The organism is Planococcus plakortidis (assembly GCF_001687605.2).
GTDB classification, from domain to species: Bacteria; Bacillota; Bacilli; order Bacillales_A; family Planococcaceae; genus Planococcus; species Planococcus plakortidis.
In genome coordinates this window covers 1,000,615-1,017,262 of sequence record NZ_CP016539.2, presented here as the reverse complement: position 1 = coordinate 1,017,262, position 16,648 = coordinate 1,000,615, and the positions used below count along the sequence as shown (strand labels likewise).

Below are 16,648 nucleotides of genomic sequence, written 5' to 3'. Positions count from 1 at the left end.
TCAAAAGAAGACGGCGTTCCCTTTATTTATCGGGAATCGCCGTCTTCTTTTGATGGAGCCGCTTCTTGGAATGCCTTCTTCCCTGCATGACCGCATTCAATTGCCCGCCGATAATCAACAGCATCGCGGATAGATACAGCCACAGCAATAGTAGGATGATCCCCCCGATGCTGCCGTAAGTAGCTGAGAAATTGCCGAAATTATTGATATAGATCGAGAACAGAAATGATAACAACAGCCAGCCGACAGAAGCGAAAGCTGCTCCCGGCAGCACCGTCTTGAAACTGATCCGGACATTCGGCGCGAGCCAATAGATCACAGCGCATACGATGAACGTAATCAGGGCCGGAATGGTAAAGCGGATCATTCCCCATAATTCCAGAAACCCTTCCTCAAGTCCAAGGAATGCGAAAAAGAATAAGCCGATTTGGCGGCCGAATACCGGCAAGGCCAGTGCCACGGCCAACATGATAATCAAAAGAACGGTCATTAAAACCGACATGCCTCTCGCTACCAACAGAGGCCTGCTTTCCTTCACGCCATAAGTAGCATTCAATGATTTTATCAATGCATCCATGCCGAGGCTCGCTGACCAAATGGTCGCAAGCACACCGAATGACAGCAGGCCACTGTTTTGATCCGTCAAGATTTCATTTAACGTCTGCTCGATCAGTGCATACACTTCTCCTGGAATGACATTTTCCATGAACAAGTATACTTCTTCCTTAGGCAGATTCAGATAAGGCAGCAAAGTAACGAGAAAAATGAGCAACGGAAAAATCGATAATAGGAAAAAAAACGCCAATTGCGCTCCGAGTCCCTGCACATCGACGTCTTTAATCCGTATTCCTAATTCTTTTATAAATCCACGGCCAGTCAATACGTTATATGTCGGTTTCCGTACTTGGGACTGGCCATGTTTTCTCGGCGTTGCCATAAACTTCCCCTGCTCAGTTGCGGTTCTGGTTCTGTGAATCGGTATTGTTTGAAGAAGAGCCGTTTGTCGAAGAAGAGTCGTCCGTCAGTGAAGAACTCGGCGATGGATTGTCCTCTTTAACCGCTGACATGACATCCTCTTTCGACTCGACCACTGCTTCTTTTGTTTCCATGACAGCGCCTCTCGCATCCTGTGCCACTTCTTTCACTTCCGGCACCAGCTTTTTCACTTGCTCGACTTTGCTACCCACATAAGAAGCATCTTCAGAAATACGGGCATAAAGATTTTGGGCACGTTCTGCCTGTTCCTTAAAGGCCGATTTCAGCTCATCTTTATTACTTGCATAATATTTTGCGTTTTCGCTAGCTTTTCTCGATTTGTTCATCACATCTTCGCGCGTGTTGCGGTCCAAAAGCGAAACTAGTGCGCCAACTGCCGCGCCTACTACTATTCCTGTCATCAATTTGTTTTGGCTCATTCCAAATTCCTCCCAGTATAAAATATAGTTTCCATCATACTTCGAATTTTTCCCTCTTCCCCCCTAATCTAAACACTTCGCAAATTATTTTTTAAAAATAACTTGACTATGATATGAAACTTTCGGAATATTAACTCTACAGGAGGAATTTTTCCTAACTAAAAAGAGCATCGAAAAGGGGGAAAAAAGTATGGAAGCATTAACAGAGTTTTTAGGCACCGTCAGCGGCTATGTATGGGGGCCGCCGCTATTGATTCTCCTGGTGGGTACCGGGATTTTCCTGACAGTGAGGCTGGGGATTCTACAATTGCGCTTGTTGCCTTATGCATTGAAACTGACATTCAGCAAAAATCCGGACAGTGAATCACAAGGCGATATTTCCCATTTCCAGGCATTGTCGACAGCAATGGCTGCGACAGTCGGAACCGGTAATATTGTCGGGGTAGCAACAGCAGTTATCCTCGGGGCCCAGGAGCTGTGTTCTGGATGTGGTTCTCAGCATTTTTCGGGATGGCGACTAAATATGGCGAAGCCGTTTTGGCCGTAAAATACCGGATCGTGGATGCTAAAGGCCAAATGGCCGGCGGGCCGATGTACTATCTTGAGCACGGATTGAAACAAAAGTGGCTCGCTGTGCTATTCGCCATTTTCGGCGCAATCGCAGCATTCGGCATCGGAAACGGTACACAGTCCAATTCCGTCGCATCGGTCGTACGCGATACGTTTTCCGTTCCGACTTGGATCACCGGCATCATCCTGACTGTCTTCGCTGCGGTCGTCATTATCGGCGGCATCAAGACAATCGGTAAAGTAACAGCCTTCTTCGTACCATTCATGGCCTTATTCTATATCATTGCCGGAATCATCATCATGATTCTCAATATGGATCTTATCCCTACTGCACTCGGCACGATTTTCAGCGCTGCCTTCACAGGTGAAGCTGCAGTCGGCGGCGCGATTGGCGCAGCCATCCGCTATGGTGTGGCACGGGGCGTCTTCTCCAACGAAGCAGGCCTTGGTTCCGCACCGATTGCGGCAGCGGCGGCGAAAACCGATATGCCTGGCCGCCAGGCATTGGTCTCGATGACGCAAGTCTTGTTCGATACTTTGATCATCTGTTCGATCACAGGCATCACGATTGTCATGTCCGGCCTCTATTCGGATGAAACCCTTGAAGGCGCTGCACTCACGACGGCTGCATTCGAACAGTTCCTTGGCGGGGTCGGCCCGTATATCGTAGCAATCGGCTTAATTTTCTTCGCTTCTTCGACCATTATCGGCTGGTCTTACTACGGAGAGAAATGTTTCCAGTACTTGTTCAAGAATCCAAGCTTGTTGATTATCTACCGCATCGCTTTCGTTGCGATGGTGTTCGTTGGCGCGACAGTCTCTCTTGATGTCGTCTGGACTTTCTCGGATGTCATGAACGGCTTGATGGCGTTCCCGAACTTGATCGGCCTTCTCGGCCTATCCGGCGTCATCGTATACGAGACGAAACGAATCACGGCGAAGATCAAAGAAGAGAAAGAACAGGCACGTTCTGGCAATTGACATTCTGTTTGAATAATGAAATGATAAAGCATACCCACCCGAAAGGCAGGAATGAATCATGGATTTATCCAAACAATCACCTGAGAACGTCGATTTCATGATTGAAGAAATAAAAACGAAACTGCGCATGGTTAACGTGGATGCAATGAAAGCCGAGCATTTCAATACTTCCGAGTATGAAGACTTGCGTGAAATTTATGAGATGGTTAAAGGCCGCGATAATTTCAGCCCAAATGAAATGCAGGCCATCGCCTCTGAACTTGGTTCATTGCGCAAATGAGGAAAGCCCTGAAGCAAATGCTTCAGGGCTTTTCAGGCTGTCGAGAAAGTTATGAAGTCGTATTTTCCGAAGCTTATTGATCGCTTTCCGCGGGCGGGAATCGAGCCTCCTCGGCCGCTATAGCGGCCTGTGGGGTCTCTCAAACCCGCTATTCCCGCAGGAGTCGATCAAGCGCTTCTCCAAATACTTAGATAGACCGTTGATTTATAAAATGTAGAAAAGCAATCTTCGCTCTAATTTATAGCTGTTCATTGACTTGTTCAACACTCTGGAAAGCCCTGAAGCAAATGCTTCAGGGCTTTTTCTTGTCTAAGGAAACTCGGCTTGCGCCTGTCGAGTCAAAGCAGCTACTTCAGCTTTTCTTTCTGGCTAGCTTCAGTGGCCTGACTCTCGGGTCGTAAGCCGGCTGGCCTGTGCGGCATAGAGCGCCGCTTCGGCCATCCGGCTTATGCCTGTCGAATCTAAACGGCTGCTTCAGCTTTTCTTTTCATATTGCACGATGTACCAGCCGCCTTCTTTGATGACGGTGCGGAGGCTGAAAAATTCTAGGCCGGATTCTTCCCCCCATTCGATGAGTTCTTCTCTTTTTGGCAACCTGTAGAGATTGTCGAATGATGAAAAGAAGCTATTGAAAACGTTGGCGAATGGCGGGCTGTCCGGACCGCCCGCGATCGGGGTGACGACCGAAAAAATGCCTTTAGGGGCAATCCAGCCGCTGATTTCCTTGAACAGGGCCTGGCGCTTTTCAAGCGGGATGTAATGCAGCACATTATTGAGCATGACCATATCCTGCTGCGATTCCGGCTTGTAATTCCATAAATCCGCTTGTTCGATGGTGACATTCTCTTGTGAAGCTGTCAATTCCTCCGCTTTTTCGACGACTTCTTCGCTGATTTCGATCCCGGTGAATTGAGTCTTCGGGAACCGCTGCCCCAATTTCTTTATGTAGCCGCCTTCGCCGCAACCGATATCGAGCACGCGATGGCAATCTTTTTCCTTCAGTCTCTTGGCCATCTTCGGATACGCCAGCACCTCCAGCAGGCGGCTCGTTTCTGCTACAGTGGCTGCATGCTCTTCTTCATCGAAATGCAAACGGCTCCGGTTGCGCATCATTTCAGGGTATTCCAGAAGCGTCGGGATGTGCAGCTCCATCATTTCCTTCAATAGGACACCAGACGAATTATTGCCTTTGGATTTCGGCAATTTCCACCGGTTCTTCACTTGATAGCGTTTGCGTCCCGCTTCTTTCAAATACCCGATCGAGACGCCCACCGCTACCCATTGAGCGAGCAACTGTTCATCCAGGCCCAGTGCATCCGCCACGTCAAATTGGGTCATCGGGCGTTCAAATGCCTTGAAAAGATCCAATTCATAGCCAACATACGCATGCCAGCTGTACAGGAAGGGCTCATTGCGTTTCATATACGTCCTTGCTTTTACCATCTTCATTATATCGATCATATAAGTCCCTCCACTTTCCACGGGTAGTCATCTTCCGGTTTGTAGTATTTCAGTTCTTTCGTGCCTTCTGTCAGTTCCTTCGCGCGTACCGGCATGAATCCGCCCTGGATAAAGCGGTCCCGGACGTTTTCTTTCCACAAACCGAGCCCTGAGACATTCAGCATCTGCTTGAAATGAAGTATCGGGTCTTCTTCCATCCGTTCAAAGGTCCGCTGGCGCAAATAGCTGACCGGGCGATAAGGGAACGAATACGCAAGTGCCGCCAGATGGCTCAGCTGGATCACATGGTCTGCCCTGCGGTAGCGCACCTTCTCGTACCATGCCAGATTGGCCGTATCCGTCTTTTCCTCAGCCAACATATCCGCAGCCAGTTCGCCCAGTACATCGGCATCCTGTATCGCCATGTTCATGCCTTCCCCTGCCATCGGATGCACGGCATGCGCCGCATCGCCAATGATCGCTTTATTGCCTTTTACGTAGGATTCGGCGTGGTACATGACAGGAATCATCAACTGGATCTTTTTCCAGTCTGCCAGACGCTGCACATAGCCATCCACTGCCGGCGCCAAATCGGTATAAAGCTTATGGAAATGGCTGATCGGTTTTTCCTTCAAAGTCTTGTAATCCCCCGGCGGAATCAAGTAGACGCTGCGTACTTGATTGTCAGGGAGCGGAAATAATCCGAGAAAGCGATTATAAGTTGAAATGATCTTGCCGTCCGTGAAGTTCTCCGCTCTCGGAAACGTCACTGTCAGGAAATGATGGTTATAAGTTGTCTGCTTCACTTCAATCTCCATCGCTTTTCTCGTTACCGATGACCGGCCTTCTGCGCCGAAGAAAAACTTGGCTTCCACTTCGAATTTTTCGGCCCCTTTCTGAAGAATGGCCGTATTTTCCGTATATCCTTTACAGGCAGTTCCTTTCAGGTAATGGAAGTTGTCGTATTCACAAGCCGACTTGCGAATGATGGTCTTCAGCTCTTCGTGATGAATCATATAAGCGGCGTTGTATTTTCCAGGCAAAACGCTGTAATCCATGAACGATTGATCTTTTACTTTCAAGGTGCTGGAGAGTTCCAGCATATCCAGTACTTTGATTTCATTGGAGCGATCACAAATCGCATCGTATACATCAAGGCCGTCGAATATCTGCATGCTCTTCGGCTGCAATAGCTCTCCCTTATAGGTCGGCGAGCGGACAGCCATTCGCTCGGCCAGCACGACATCAAATCCACGGCGAGCCAATTTCAACGCGAGCGTCAACCCGCCTATCCCCCCTCCGCCGATGAACACATCCGTTTTCATGAGCTTCAACTCCTTGATTCTCCTTACCCTGAAAAGGAGCAGCTGAAAACCGAACGGCCTGCATACGATAAAAAAAAAGACCCTCAAGGGGCCTTTTTTCACAATTTGTTCTCAAAGTGCATTATAAGAAGCTGCGAGTTCCGCGCCAACTTTGGCATTGTGCTTGACGAGTTCGATATTTGCGACCAGGCTTTTGCCTTCCGTCAATTCCTTCACCTTGCCGAGCAAAAATGGCGTCACTTCTTTGCCGTTGATGCCGTTCGCTTTCGCTTCTGCCATGGCCTGTTCAATGATGCCATCGATAAAGCCTTTATCAAGCGCATGTTCTTGTGGAATCGGGTTGGCGATGACAGCCCCGCCCTTCAAGCCAAGCGACCATTGCGCTTTGAGGATAGCTGCAAGCTCTTCAGTCGATTGTGAACCATAGCTCAACGGGAAACCGCTGTGGCGTGTATAGAATGCAGGCATCTCATCCGTTTGGTAGCCGATGACCGGCACGCCTTTTGTCTCGAGGTATTCCAGTGTCAGCCCGATATCGAGAATCGATTTCGCACCCGCACAGACGACGGCAACTCCTGTATTCGACAACTCTTCCAAGTCGGCCGAAATATCCATCGTCGCTTCCGCCCCGCGGTGGACACCGCCGATGCCGCCGGTCGCGAAGACGCGGATGCCGGCAAGCTCTGCGCAGATCATCGTCGCAGCAACCGTCGTCGCTCCGATTTTTTTCGTCGCGAGCAATTGGCCGATGTCACGGCGCGATACTTTCGCAACGTCCGTGGAATTGCCCAGAAGTTCCAGTTCTTCCTCCGACAAGCCAATTTTGATCTGTCCGTCCATCAACGCGATCGTTGCGGGAACAGCCCCGTTATCGCGGATAATCTGTTCGACCTCACGTGCGGTTTCCACGTTTTGCGGATACGGCATGCCGTGGGAGATGATGGTCGACTCCAAGGCGACGATCGGTTTTTTCATTTCGATGGCTTCCTGTACCTCTGTTGAATAGCTGATCATGTTTGTCATTTTAATTCCTCCAGTTCTTTGGTTAACACCGTTTCGGTTAATTCGGGACGTACTGTCTGGCTGCTCGCGAGCGTCTTGGCTGCATTCAGCATGCCCATCCGCACCGCTTTATGGAAATCATGGCCCGATAGGTGGGCGTGAAGAAAGCCTCCTGCGAAAGCGTCCCCAGCTCCTGTGACATCTTCGACTTGCGCTGTTTTGATGGCTGGAAAATGCGTTATCCCATTTGCGTCACCAGCCATGGCGCCGTCTTTTCCGCCGGTCACGACAGCTGTTGTTGCGCCTTGCTCAAGAAGCAATTCCACCGCGCGCTTCCAATCGGTTTCGTCATGGATCGAGATGCCAAGCCTGAGCGCGGCTTCGTCTCGGTTCAAGATGAGGAACGAAACCCCTTTTAAGTCTTCCCCAAGGCGTTCCATTTTCGGCGCTGATACGGGAATGACCGCAAGCTGCAATCCGGAAGAAAATGCGAGATCTTGCAAATATTTGATGGTTTGTTTCGGGCAGTTTAAGTCGACCACCAATAGCTTCGCCCGCATCAACATGCTGCGGTGAGCTTCCAAGTACTCTGGGGTCAATTCATTGTAAATGTCCATATCCGCCAGTGCCAAGGCCATTTCGCCGTCAGGTTCCAGTACGGCTGTGTAGCTGCCCGTTGCGCCTTGCGAAAGTGTTTTGGTCATGGCCGTGTCCATGTAAGGCGAGGACACTTCCTCGATGAAGCGCCATTCCGGGTCGTCTCCTGCAATCGACACCAATTGGACTGTATGCCCAAGACGGCCCAGGTTTTCAGCAATATTGCGCGCGACTCCCCCGACACTTCGCGTTACCGTGGCCGGGTTTGAAGTGCCGTGGACAGAAGGGGCTTTCAAATGAAACTTCCGGTCGACGTTCGCCCCGCCAATGCATAGAATTGTATTTTCTTCAGGCAATACGTATGCGCGGCCGAGAATCTTCCCTTGCTTGATGAGCCCTGAGATCAAATTGGCTAAGGATGGCCGCGAAATCCCAAGTGCATCCGCCATTTCCTGTTGGGACATATATGGGTCGCGTTCGATCAATGCAAGGATTTTCTGTTCATTGCGGTTCATGGTCTCCCCCCCTTTTTAAACTTTTGTTTATATTATAAACTTTTATAATAAAAAATACAACTCATTTTTCTTTCACACGCACCGCTATTGCGCAACGTGTTTGAATATTGCTACTATAGAAAGGATGAGAGGAGTGTTTTTGGAAATGACTACATTTGATGAAAAATTATCCCGCTATGCTGAATTGGCGGTAAAGGTAGGCGTCAATATCCAGCCTGACCAAAAATTGTATATTGCAGCTTCCATAGATGCAGCACCGTTTGTCCGCTTGATTGTCAAGAAAGCGTATGAAGAAGGTGCAAGACAAGTATTCGTGGACTGGAGCGACGATGTGATTTCGCGCACGCGCTTCGAGAAAGCACCGGAAGATTCTTTCGCGGAATTCCCGGAATGGAAAGTCCAGGAACGGGAGCAATTGGCCGAACAAGGCGCAGCTTTCATCAGCGTCGTTTCGCAAAGCCCGGACTTACTAAAAGGCATCGATTCCAAACGCATTTCTGCGTCCCAAAAAGCGACCGGGCAAGCGCTGAATAAATACCGCCAGTATGTGCAATCCGATAAGATCAGCTGGTGCGTCCTAGCAGCGCCATCTGAGCAATGGGCGAAGAAAGTATTCCCGGACCTTCCAGAAAACGAACAAGTGGATGCACTTTGGGAAGCGATTTTCAAAGCTGTCCGCGCAGATACGAAAGACCCGATCGAAGCTTGGCTGGAGCATGACCGCACGCTCCACACCAAAGCCGATTATTTGAACGACAAGAAATACGCCAAGCTTCATTACCAGGCACCTGGCACCGACCTCGAAGTCGCGCTGCCAAAAGGCCATCTGTGGGCAGGCGCTGGTTCCGTCAACGAAAAAGGCCATACTTTCATGGCCAATATGCCGACAGAAGAAGTCTTTACCGTGCCACATAAAGACGATGTCAACGGTTTCGTTTCAAGCACCAAACCGCTCAGCTATGGCGGCAATATCATCGATGGCTTTAAAATCACGTTTGAAGGCGGCCGCATCACCGATGTCTCCGCTGAACAAGGCGAAGAAGTGCTCAAGGAATTGGTCGCTACGGACGAAGGCTCCCACCGCCTTGGCGAAGTGGCATTAGTGCCCCATCAATCGCCGATTTCGGATTCCGGCATTTTGTTCTTCAATACTTTATTCGATGAAAATGCGTCCAACCATTTCGCCATCGGCAGTGCCTATGCGTTCTGTCTAGAAGGCGGCAAGACGATGTCAGCGGATGAATTGAAAGAGCATGGCTTGAACCAAAGCATCACGCATGTCGATTTCATGGTCGGCTCTGCCGATATGGACATCGATGGAATTTTGGAAGACGGCACGCGCGAACCGATCTTCCGAGGCGGCAACTGGGCATTTTAAAGGTCGATAATTCGACACTTAATTTTCCATGCGTTTTCATGTATACTGAATAGGATTATTACAGTTTAGAGAGGGGTTATCACTATGCTATACGGTATTACTGCTGTCCTCGGATTTATGGCTGTGATCTTCATGTTCTTCTTCACACTGCTTCATTTCCTTGGCAAAGAGCTTCATAGCCATGATGCAGAGCATATCGATCCGCTTCCGAAAGAGCGTCATTAAGTAAAAGGCTCTGCCTCGCATATGCGGGGCAGAGCTTTTTTCTGTTTCTCCTCCCTCTATCACATCTCACAGAAAAGTGATAAAATTTGAATAAGCAGTGCTTATACCGATTAGGAGGAATCTATCCATGTTTTCTGCAACGGATATCGGGATCGATCTCGGTACCGCCAATATTCTTGTCTATACAAAGTCAAAAGGCGTCATCTTGAATGAACCATCCATCGTCGCCCTGGACGCCCGCAGCGGAGCCGTCATCGCCATCGGTAACGAAGCGAAAGCGATGCTCGGCAAAGCGCCGGACTCCATCCGCATCGTGCGCCCGATGAAAGAAGGCGTCATCGCCGATTTTGATGTGACCCGTGAACTCTTGAAGCTGGTCATGCAAAAAGCGGCGAAGCAGCTCGGCGGTTCATTGCGCAAGCCGAAAGTGATGGTCTGCACCCCGTCTGGCGCCACAGCGGTCGAACGCCGGGCCATCCATGATGCCGTTAAACAAAGCGGCGCTAAATCCGTGCACTTGATCGAAGAAACGGTCGCTGCAGCAATCGGCGCTGACTTGCCGATTACGGAACCTGTCGCTTCGGTCATCGTCGATATTGGAGGAGGCACGACAGAAGTCGCCATCATTTCATTCGGCGGTGTGGTGTCCTCCAATACGATCAAGATCGCCGGCGACCGGATGGATGAAGACATCATCCAATACGTCCGCAAGCATTATAATCTATTGATCGGCGAGAAAACGGCCGAAACGATCAAAAAAGAAATCGGTTATGCGCCGATCCCTCACGAACCGAAAAAGATGAACATCCGCGGCCGTGACGTATTGAGCGGATTGCCGAAAACGATCGAGTTGAGTTCCGATGAAATGCAAAAAGCGCTCAGTGAATCCTTGTCAGCCATCTTGGAATGCATCCGCGCCACGCTGGAAAATTGCCCCGCTGAATTGTCGGGCGATATGGTCGACCAAGGTGTCGTCATTTCCGGCGGCGGCGCTTTATTGAAAGGCTTGCAGGAATGGCTGGCGCAGGAAATTTCCGTACCGGTCCATATTGCGCCGGACCCGCTGGAATCCGTCGCGATCGGCACCGGCCGGTCGCTCGGCATGATCGACCGGCTTGAGAAAATGTCGCGTTAAATCCCAAACCACCATCAAGGAGGAAAAACGATGTCTTTATTGAATGAGATTTTGGATTACAACGAAAAATTTGTAGAAGAAAAACACTATGAGGAATTCATTACCACCAATCTCCCGGATAAGCGGATCGTCATCTTGACTTGCATGGATACCCGCCTGCTTGAACTATTGCCAAAAGCGATGAACTTCAAGAACGGCGACGTGAAGATCGTCAAAAGCGCCGGCGCTGTCATCAACCATCCGTTTGGCGGCATCATGCGCAGCTTGTTCGTCGCAGTTTATGAATTGAATGCCGATGAGATTTATATTATCGGGCACCATGACTGCGGTATGGCCAAAGTAAAACCGGAAGGCATCATCGAAAAGATGAAAGCCCGCGGCGTTGAAGAAAGCACGATCGAACAGATGAAATTCTCAGGCGTCAACCTCGACGAGTGGCTGCAAGGTTTCGACAACGTAACGGATAGCGTGCGCCACAGCGTCGACATGGTCCGCCATCACCCATTGATGGATAAAACGGTTCCCGTCCACGGCCTTGTCATCGACCCGAAAACCGGAAAACTCGACGTCGTCATCGACGGGAATAAAGACGAAAACCGCTGAGCAATCTCAGCTTTTTTAAGAGTACTGATGAAGTCTATGATTCACAATGAATTAAAAAGCACCCATTTTTTCTACAATCAATAATCAATGACCTATCTTAGTATTTGGAGAAGCGTTCGCTCGTAAACCCTTCTGCTCAATAATGCTGCGCATTACTTCGCAAAGATAAGGTCTCACGTAGTTCGGCCTTATCTTTCCTGCGGGAGCAGCGAAGCGACGGGTTTGAGAGACCCCGCCAGGCAATGAATGAGCGAAGCTGTGCTGAGCAAATTCATTTGCGATGCTCGAACGCAGTGAGAGTTGAGCAACGGTTTTAGTGACGAGGAGGCTCGATTCCCGCCCGCGGAGTCGTGCGATTAGCTTCGGAAAATACGACTTCTTAACTTTCTAGACAAGCTAAAAACCGCTGAGGAATCTCAGCGGTTTTCTTTTTGGAAATAGATATAGTCAAGCGGGATTCCGGCTTTACCAAATTGGCGCAATAACGAAGTGATCTGCCCCCGGTGGTAGCTCGCATGGTTGACGATGGTGAACAGCATTTCTTCGCGGCTGTGGCGGAATTCGTCGCCTTTCATATTGCGGTAATCCAGCTGTTCTTGCCAACTTTCCTTTGATAACGAAGCAAAATACAATTCCATCTCTGCATGAAGCAAAAGCAAGGCATTTTTCGCTTTCTCAACCGTATCGACATCGAAGTGTTCGAATTCCGGGCTCTTGACTCCATTCATCCGCTTGAACCACATTTTTTCGACACCGATGACATGGGCGACTGTGTCGCGGATTGACGGGAATGAACTTTTTCCCGCTTTTGTGTAATACTCTTCACCTGCGTCTTCTACCAATTGCAGCACCTTTTGGCTCGCCCATTGGTGATAGGCAAATAATTTCTCGGGATTCATCTGGCACCCTCTCCCTTCCTCAATTTTCAAACCATCTCCGCATATCCTTCCACCATCTCCGATAGGCGGCCTTGCCCTTTCAAAAATCCTGTTCGAGCAATGCGTAATAATAATGGTCTTTCCATTCCCCGTTGATGAACAGGAATTGTTTAAGCAAGCCTTCCTTTTCGAACCCCGCTTTTTCGAGCACGCGCAGTGAGCCGATATTATCCGGGGCCACATACGCTTCTACCCGGTGAAGGCGCAATTGCTCGAAACCGAAAGCCGTGACCAAGCGGACCGCTTCGCTGGCAATGCCGCGACCGATGAACTCTTCATCCATCGAGTAGCCGACCAGTGCGCTGAGGAACGGCAAGCGTTTGATGCTGTAAATGGAAATATGGCCGATCAGCTGATTGCTGTCGTGGGAGAAAATCCCAAAACTGTATTCCCGGTTTTCCCGCGCCTGATAGATCGACTCGCGGATCTTCTCGCGCTGGACGGCCACCGTGAAATAACTATCGCGATGCCGCGGCTCATAAATCGCCCAATAATCACGGTTCTTCATTAGGATCCGCACCATGTCTTCAGCATCTTCTACGGTAAGTGTGCGCAGATAACACGTTTTTCCTTCAAAAAGCAGATTCATCTTATCCCTCTTCTGCAGTCAATTTGATGAATTCCTCGACATCTTTTGTACATAAGGCAATGCCTTTTTCCCAGAAGGCTTTTTCGGTAATGTCTTCCCCGAGATGCTTCATCGCCAAGTCTTCTGTGCTCATGACCGCCGTATCACGGAGCAAGGCCATATATTTCTCTTCAAACCCTTGCCCTTCTTCTAGCGCTTTCGCATACACGCTGAGCGAGAACAGGTAGCCGAATGTGTAAGGGAAATTGTAAAACGGCACATCGGTGATATAGAAATGCAATTTCGATGCCCAGAAATGCGGATGCCTTTCGGATAAGCTGCCGGCAAACGCTTCCTCCTGGGCCTGTTCCATCAATTCGTTCAGACGGCTCGCCGGAACTACGCCACTCTTGCGTTCTTCGTAGAACCTCGTCTCGAACAGGAAGCGGGCGTGGATGTTCATGAAGAATGCCACACTGCGCTGGATCTTGTCTTCTAGCAAGGAAATTTTCTCTTCTTTGGTCACAGCGTTCTTGACCGCTGCGTCCGCGACAATCATTTCCGCAAACGTCGATGCCGTTTCCGCGACGTTCATCGCATAGCTGCGGTTCAAATCATGCATCGGTTGCAGCGCATGGGTATGAAAAGCATGCCCCAATTCATGGGCGAGTGTCGCAACATTGGACATCGATCCGCTATAAGTCATGAAGATGCGCGACTCCCCGCTTTTCGGAAGCGAAGTGCAAAAGCCCCCCGGCATCTTATGCGCGCGGTCTTCCGCTTCCACCCATCCGTTTTCCAGCGCATGGCGGGAAAAGTTCTCCAATGCCGGGCCGAATTTCCCGAAATGTCGGATGATGAACTCCGACCCTTGTTCGTAATCAAAAGACTGGGAGTTTTCCACGACCGGCGCGTCGACATCGTACCAGGCGAGTTTGTCTTTACCAAGCAATTGCGCCTTGCGTGCCAAGTAATCCGCAAACGGCTGTTTATGTTCGCTGATGGCTTGCCACATGACGTCCAAAGTTTCCTGCTTCATGCGGTTCATCTGCAATGGCTCTTCTAGCACATTGTCGACGCCGCGCTTGTTGTACATCTGCAGCCGGAATCCCGCGAGTGAGTTCAAGGTCTTCGCAAACAACTCTTCTTTTTCGCCCCATGCCGCTTCCAGCTTGTCATACGCTTCCTTGCGCACCTGGCGATCTTGATGGGAGCTTAAATTATTCGCCTGCCCCACCGACAGCGTCTTCTCTTCCCCGTCCACCTCCATTTGGACCGATACGGAGGCAATCAGCAAATCGTATAATTCACTCCACGCGTGATAGCCGTCGATGCCGAGCGATGTGATGAGCCCTTCTTCTTGCTCTGACAGCAGTCGTTTCGCTTCTTTGCGCCATTCGTCCAGGACGAAGGCGAATTCCTTCAAGTCCTCAGTCGAAAGCAGCTTTGACCAGACATTCGGGTCCGTTTCCATGAGCGCCTGTTTGAATTTCAAGAAAGCACTTTGGAAACGGGATCGCATCAATGCATGTTCACTTTGCAATAGTGCCGCTTTTTTATCTTCGGTGTTTTGCGCCATCAAGCAGCCGATAAACGCCCCGGCTTGGCGGAGATCTACGGATACATCACTCGTCTGTTCCAAGAACGCCGCCAAATGTGTTGCGTCGTCCGTTTGCTTCGGGACATCGAATGCGGCAGCGGCTTGTTCGAAATCGGCCAGCTTATTGCCTGTCGCCTCCAAGTGCGTCCTTAATTCGGTTGAATCGCTGCCCCCTGAAAATAAACGATCGAGATCCCATACTTCCGGATATGTATTCACCATCTTTTTCCCCCTGCAATCACGAATTTTCAAAATACATGAATAAGTATAACATCTCTCTCCCCATAACGGGAACGGCGACCGTCCTGTACTTTTCACGATATCGCCATTTTTCAAAAACTTCCTGCACTTTCTTGTTGGTCGTGCGGGCTAGCGAGTTTATACTGATATTTGAGGAGGGATTTCATATGATTCGCGTACTGCTGATGACATTGGCATTTATCGCCGTCGTCACCATGAATGCCTTGGCGAATATACTGCCGATCAACGGTCAGACTACCGGTGAAATCTCCAACCGTGTGCCGGTCCTCTTTACGCCGGCCGGTTATGCGTTCTCCATCTGGTCCGTTATATATATTTTATTGGCTATCTGGATCGTCGGTTTTTGGCTGCGCTTGAAAAAAGGCAAGCGCCCTTCAGCAAAAATGTCATTATATTTCATCTTGAGCGCTGTTTTCAATATCGCCTGGCTGCTCTGCTGGCATTATGAGTTGTTTATTTGGTCGATCGTTACAATGATTGCCTATCTATTGTCGCTGATCGCTTTGTATCTGGAATACGGAAACGGCGAACGGGGCTTTATGGAACGCTTGCCGGTTTCGGTCAATCTTGGCTGGATCAGTGTCGCGACCATCGCCAATATCAGTTATGTCCTGACCTTCTATAATTGGAGCGGCTGGGGCTTGAGCGATCAGTTATGGACAGTGATCATGCTGACTGTGGCGACCGCATTGGCGCTTCACATCCGTTTCCACCATTCGGACATTCCGCTGACCCTGGTCTTCATCTGGGCGTTCGTTGCCATCGCCGTTCGCCATGGCATGGACGAATTATTGGTCAGTACCGCAGCTTTGTTCTTAAGCGGCGTTTTACTGACCGGCATTCTGCTGATCAAGAAAAAGCCGGCAAAAACAGGTATGACGCCATAAAAAAACAACCATCGGCTGATGGTTGTTTTTTTATATTCGATGCTTTTATTTTTCAAGTTTCGTCAGCAAAACCGGTTCGCCTTTTGTGACGAGTACGGTATGCTCGATCTGCGCCACAAGCGATTGGTCCGGCGTGATAAAGGTCCAGCCATCCCCTGACTCGATGATGTGCTCGGCCTTTTGGGAAATAAACGGCTCGACTGCGAGCACCATGCCTTCTTTCAAGATCGTCGTCTCCCACGCATCGTAATAATTGAGGATATGCTGCGGCGCTTCATGAAGCGATTTCCCGACACCATGGCCCGTCAGGTTCTTGATGACGAACAAGCCTTGATCTTTTGCTTCACGCTCGACTGCCTTACCGATCTGGTTCAGCTTCGCCCCAGCCTTCACTTTTGTCATCGCGCGTTCAAAGGCGGATTCTGCTGCTTTGCAAAGCTTTTCTTTATCTTCATGGCCTTCCCCGACCACAAAAGAAATGCCGGTATCCGCAAAATAATCGCCAAACGAACCCGACACATCGATATTGACGATATCGCCGTCGTTGATGACGCGTTTCCCTGGAATCCCGTGCGCCACTTCTTCGTTGACGCTGATGCATGTATAGCCGGGGAAATCATATTCCGATTTCGGGGCAGAGACGCCGCCCCATTCTTTGAACAGGCGGCCGCCAAGTTCGTCGAGTTCTTTTGTCGTAATGCCCGGTTTTACGGCCGCTTTCATCGTTTCGCGGATTTCCGCCACCATTTGCCCGGCTTTTTTTAATCCTTCAATATCTTTTTCATTAGTCGCTATCATACTGACCCTTCTTTCAAACTATTCTATTTGAGCATTATAACATAGAATAAGTCGCTCTCGCCTCTCATACCTTTCGAGCATTTCCCATAAATAACCAAAAAAGAGCGCTCATTATTTTCTTTATCCATCA

General features: G+C 49.6%; 16 protein-coding genes and 1 pseudogene. 7 read left to right on the top strand and 10 right to left on the bottom strand.

Annotated features, from left to right (window positions below):
• Nucleotides 1-22 precede the first annotated feature (22 nt).
• Together BBI15_RS05100 and BBI15_RS05095 are read right to left on the bottom strand one after the other, a co-directional pair.
• Entirely contained in the window at nt 23-937 is a 915-nt protein-coding gene (locus tag BBI15_RS05100) for a YihY/virulence factor BrkB family protein (protein ID WP_068868612.1), read from the bottom strand.
• A gap of 13 nt (nt 938-950) precedes the next feature.
• Nucleotides 951-1,415, bottom strand: coding sequence for a YtxH domain-containing protein (locus tag BBI15_RS05095; protein WP_068868611.1), 465 nt, complete (start codon nt 1,413-1,415; stop codon nt 951-953).
• Nucleotides 1,416-1,605: 190 nt separating this feature from the next.
• Here BBI15_RS05095 and BBI15_RS05090 point away from each other — a divergent pair.
• Together BBI15_RS05090 and BBI15_RS05085 are read left to right on the top strand one after the other, a co-directional pair.
• Nucleotides 1,606-2,966 (top strand): annotated as a pseudogene (locus BBI15_RS05090) (alanine/glycine:cation symporter family protein).
• A gap of 58 nt (nt 2,967-3,024) precedes the next feature.
• The gene (locus BBI15_RS05085; RefSeq protein WP_068868610.1) at nt 3,025-3,246 is read left to right on the top strand and encodes a DUF1128 domain-containing protein; all 222 of its coding nucleotides are present in this window, start codon (nt 3,025-3,027) and stop codon (nt 3,244-3,246) included.
• Nucleotides 3,247-3,720: 474 nt separating this feature from the next.
• Here the strand turns inward: BBI15_RS05085 and BBI15_RS05080 are convergent, their stop codons facing one another.
• The 4 genes from BBI15_RS05080 to BBI15_RS05065 form a co-directional block, all read right to left on the bottom strand.
• Nucleotides 3,721-4,707 (bottom strand): class I SAM-dependent methyltransferase, encoded by a 987-nt coding sequence (locus BBI15_RS05080; protein WP_068868609.1) that lies wholly within the window; start codon nt 4,705-4,707, stop codon nt 3,721-3,723.
• Nucleotides 4,704-6,011, bottom strand: a complete 1,308-nt coding sequence (locus BBI15_RS05075) for an FAD-dependent oxidoreductase (protein WP_068868608.1) — start codon at nt 6,009-6,011, stop codon at nt 4,704-4,706. The genes BBI15_RS05080 and BBI15_RS05075 overlap by 4 nt, the downstream gene beginning before the upstream one ends.
• Nucleotides 6,012-6,122: 111 nt before the next feature.
• Nucleotides 6,123-7,034, bottom strand: a complete 912-nt coding sequence (locus BBI15_RS05070) for a pseudouridine-5'-phosphate glycosidase (RefSeq protein ID WP_068868607.1) — start codon at nt 7,032-7,034, stop codon at nt 6,123-6,125.
• A complete protein-coding gene (locus BBI15_RS05065; RefSeq protein ID WP_068868606.1) occupies nt 7,031-8,125 on the bottom strand; it encodes a carbohydrate kinase in 1,095 nt (364 codons plus the stop codon). Before BBI15_RS05065 ends, BBI15_RS05070 begins: the two co-directional genes overlap by 4 nt.
• 145 nt (nt 8,126-8,270) lie before the next feature.
• On the opposite strand from BBI15_RS05065, the gene BBI15_RS05060 reads away from it, so the two are divergent.
• From BBI15_RS05060 to BBI15_RS05050, 4 genes are all read left to right on the top strand, one after another.
• Complete coding sequence (locus BBI15_RS05060; protein ID WP_068868605.1) at nt 8,271-9,503, top strand: aminopeptidase; 1,233 nt, start codon at nt 8,271-8,273, stop codon at nt 9,501-9,503.
• Nucleotides 9,504-9,587: 84 nt separating this feature from the next.
• Entirely contained in the window at nt 9,588-9,728 is a 141-nt protein-coding gene (locus tag BBI15_RS16530; RefSeq protein ID WP_167358028.1) for a hypothetical protein, read from the top strand.
• A 127-nt stretch (nt 9,729-9,855) separates the two neighbouring features.
• Nucleotides 9,856-10,863, top strand: a complete 1,008-nt coding sequence (gene mreBH / locus BBI15_RS05055) for a rod-share determining protein MreBH (protein ID WP_068868604.1) — start codon at nt 9,856-9,858, stop codon at nt 10,861-10,863.
• 30 nt (nt 10,864-10,893) lie between these two features.
• A complete protein-coding gene (locus tag BBI15_RS05050; RefSeq protein WP_058381371.1) occupies nt 10,894-11,466 on the top strand; it encodes a beta-class carbonic anhydrase in 573 nt (190 codons plus the stop codon).
• A gap of 416 nt (nt 11,467-11,882) precedes the next feature.
• On the opposite strand, the gene BBI15_RS05045 is transcribed toward BBI15_RS05050, so the two are convergent.
• From BBI15_RS05045 to BBI15_RS05035, 3 genes are all read right to left on the bottom strand, one after another.
• Nucleotides 11,883-12,365, bottom strand: a complete 483-nt coding sequence (locus BBI15_RS05045) for a DinB family protein (RefSeq protein WP_068868603.1) — start codon at nt 12,363-12,365, stop codon at nt 11,883-11,885.
• Nucleotides 12,366-12,444: 79 nt separating this feature from the next.
• On the bottom strand, nt 12,445-12,993 hold the full coding sequence (locus BBI15_RS05040) for a GNAT family N-acetyltransferase (protein WP_068868602.1): 549 nt from the start codon (nt 12,991-12,993) through the stop codon (nt 12,445-12,447).
• A gap of 1 nt (nt 12,994) precedes the next feature.
• The gene (locus BBI15_RS05035) at nt 12,995-14,794 is read right to left on the bottom strand and encodes a M3 family oligoendopeptidase (protein ID WP_068868601.1); all 1,800 of its coding nucleotides are present in this window, start codon (nt 14,792-14,794) and stop codon (nt 12,995-12,997) included.
• A gap of 185 nt (nt 14,795-14,979) precedes the next feature.
• On the opposite strand from BBI15_RS05035, the gene BBI15_RS05030 reads away from it, so the two are divergent.
• Nucleotides 14,980-15,720, top strand: coding sequence for a tryptophan-rich sensory protein (locus BBI15_RS05030; protein ID WP_068868600.1), 741 nt, complete (start codon nt 14,980-14,982; stop codon nt 15,718-15,720).
• 45 nt (nt 15,721-15,765) lie between these two features.
• Here the strand turns inward: BBI15_RS05030 and map are convergent, their stop codons facing one another.
• Nucleotides 15,766-16,518: a type I methionyl aminopeptidase gene (gene map, locus BBI15_RS05025; protein WP_068868599.1), complete on the bottom strand. Its 753-nt coding sequence runs from the start codon at nt 16,516-16,518 to the stop codon at nt 15,766-15,768.
• Between the last annotated feature and the right edge of the window lie 130 nt (nt 16,519-16,648).

What these genes read in the sequence shown, in the direction of transcription:
- BBI15_RS05045 (WP_068868603.1), bottom strand. Translation starts at nt 12,365, where the DNA reads ATGAATCCCGAGAAATTATTTGCCTATCACCAATGGGCGAGCCAAAAG.
- BBI15_RS05070 (WP_068868607.1), bottom strand. Translation starts at nt 7,034, where the DNA reads ATGACAAACATGATCAGCTATTCAACAGAGGTACAGGAAGCCATCGAA.
- mreBH (WP_068868604.1), top strand. Translation starts at nt 9,856, where the DNA reads ATGTTTTCTGCAACGGATATCGGGATCGATCTCGGTACCGCCAATATT.
- map (WP_068868599.1), bottom strand. Translation starts at nt 16,518, where the DNA reads ATGATAGCGACTAATGAAAAAGATATTGAAGGATTAAAAAAAGCCGGG.
- BBI15_RS05080 (WP_068868609.1), bottom strand. Translation starts at nt 4,707, where the DNA reads ATGATCGATATAATGAAGATGGTAAAAGCAAGGACGTATATGAAACGC.
- BBI15_RS05085 (WP_068868610.1), top strand. Translation starts at nt 3,025, where the DNA reads ATGGATTTATCCAAACAATCACCTGAGAACGTCGATTTCATGATTGAA.
- BBI15_RS05060 (WP_068868605.1), top strand. Translation starts at nt 8,271, where the DNA reads ATGACTACATTTGATGAAAAATTATCCCGCTATGCTGAATTGGCGGTA.
- BBI15_RS05030 (WP_068868600.1), top strand. Translation starts at nt 14,980, where the DNA reads ATGATTCGCGTACTGCTGATGACATTGGCATTTATCGCCGTCGTCACC.
- BBI15_RS05035 (WP_068868601.1), bottom strand. Translation starts at nt 14,794, where the DNA reads ATGGTGAATACATATCCGGAAGTATGGGATCTCGATCGTTTATTTTCA.
- BBI15_RS16530 (WP_167358028.1), top strand. Translation starts at nt 9,588, where the DNA reads ATGCTATACGGTATTACTGCTGTCCTCGGATTTATGGCTGTGATCTTC.
- BBI15_RS05065 (WP_068868606.1), bottom strand. Translation starts at nt 8,125, where the DNA reads ATGAACCGCAATGAACAGAAAATCCTTGCATTGATCGAACGCGACCCA.
- BBI15_RS05075 (WP_068868608.1), bottom strand. Translation starts at nt 6,011, where the DNA reads ATGAAAACGGATGTGTTCATCGGCGGAGGGGGGATAGGCGGGTTGACG.
- BBI15_RS05050 (WP_058381371.1), top strand. Translation starts at nt 10,894, where the DNA reads ATGTCTTTATTGAATGAGATTTTGGATTACAACGAAAAATTTGTAGAA.
- BBI15_RS05040 (WP_068868602.1), bottom strand. Translation starts at nt 12,993, where the DNA reads ATGAATCTGCTTTTTGAAGGAAAAACGTGTTATCTGCGCACACTTACC.
- BBI15_RS05095 (WP_068868611.1), bottom strand. Translation starts at nt 1,415, where the DNA reads ATGAGCCAAAACAAATTGATGACAGGAATAGTAGTAGGCGCGGCAGTT.
- BBI15_RS05100 (WP_068868612.1), bottom strand. Translation starts at nt 937, where the DNA reads ATGGCAACGCCGAGAAAACATGGCCAGTCCCAAGTACGGAAACCGACA.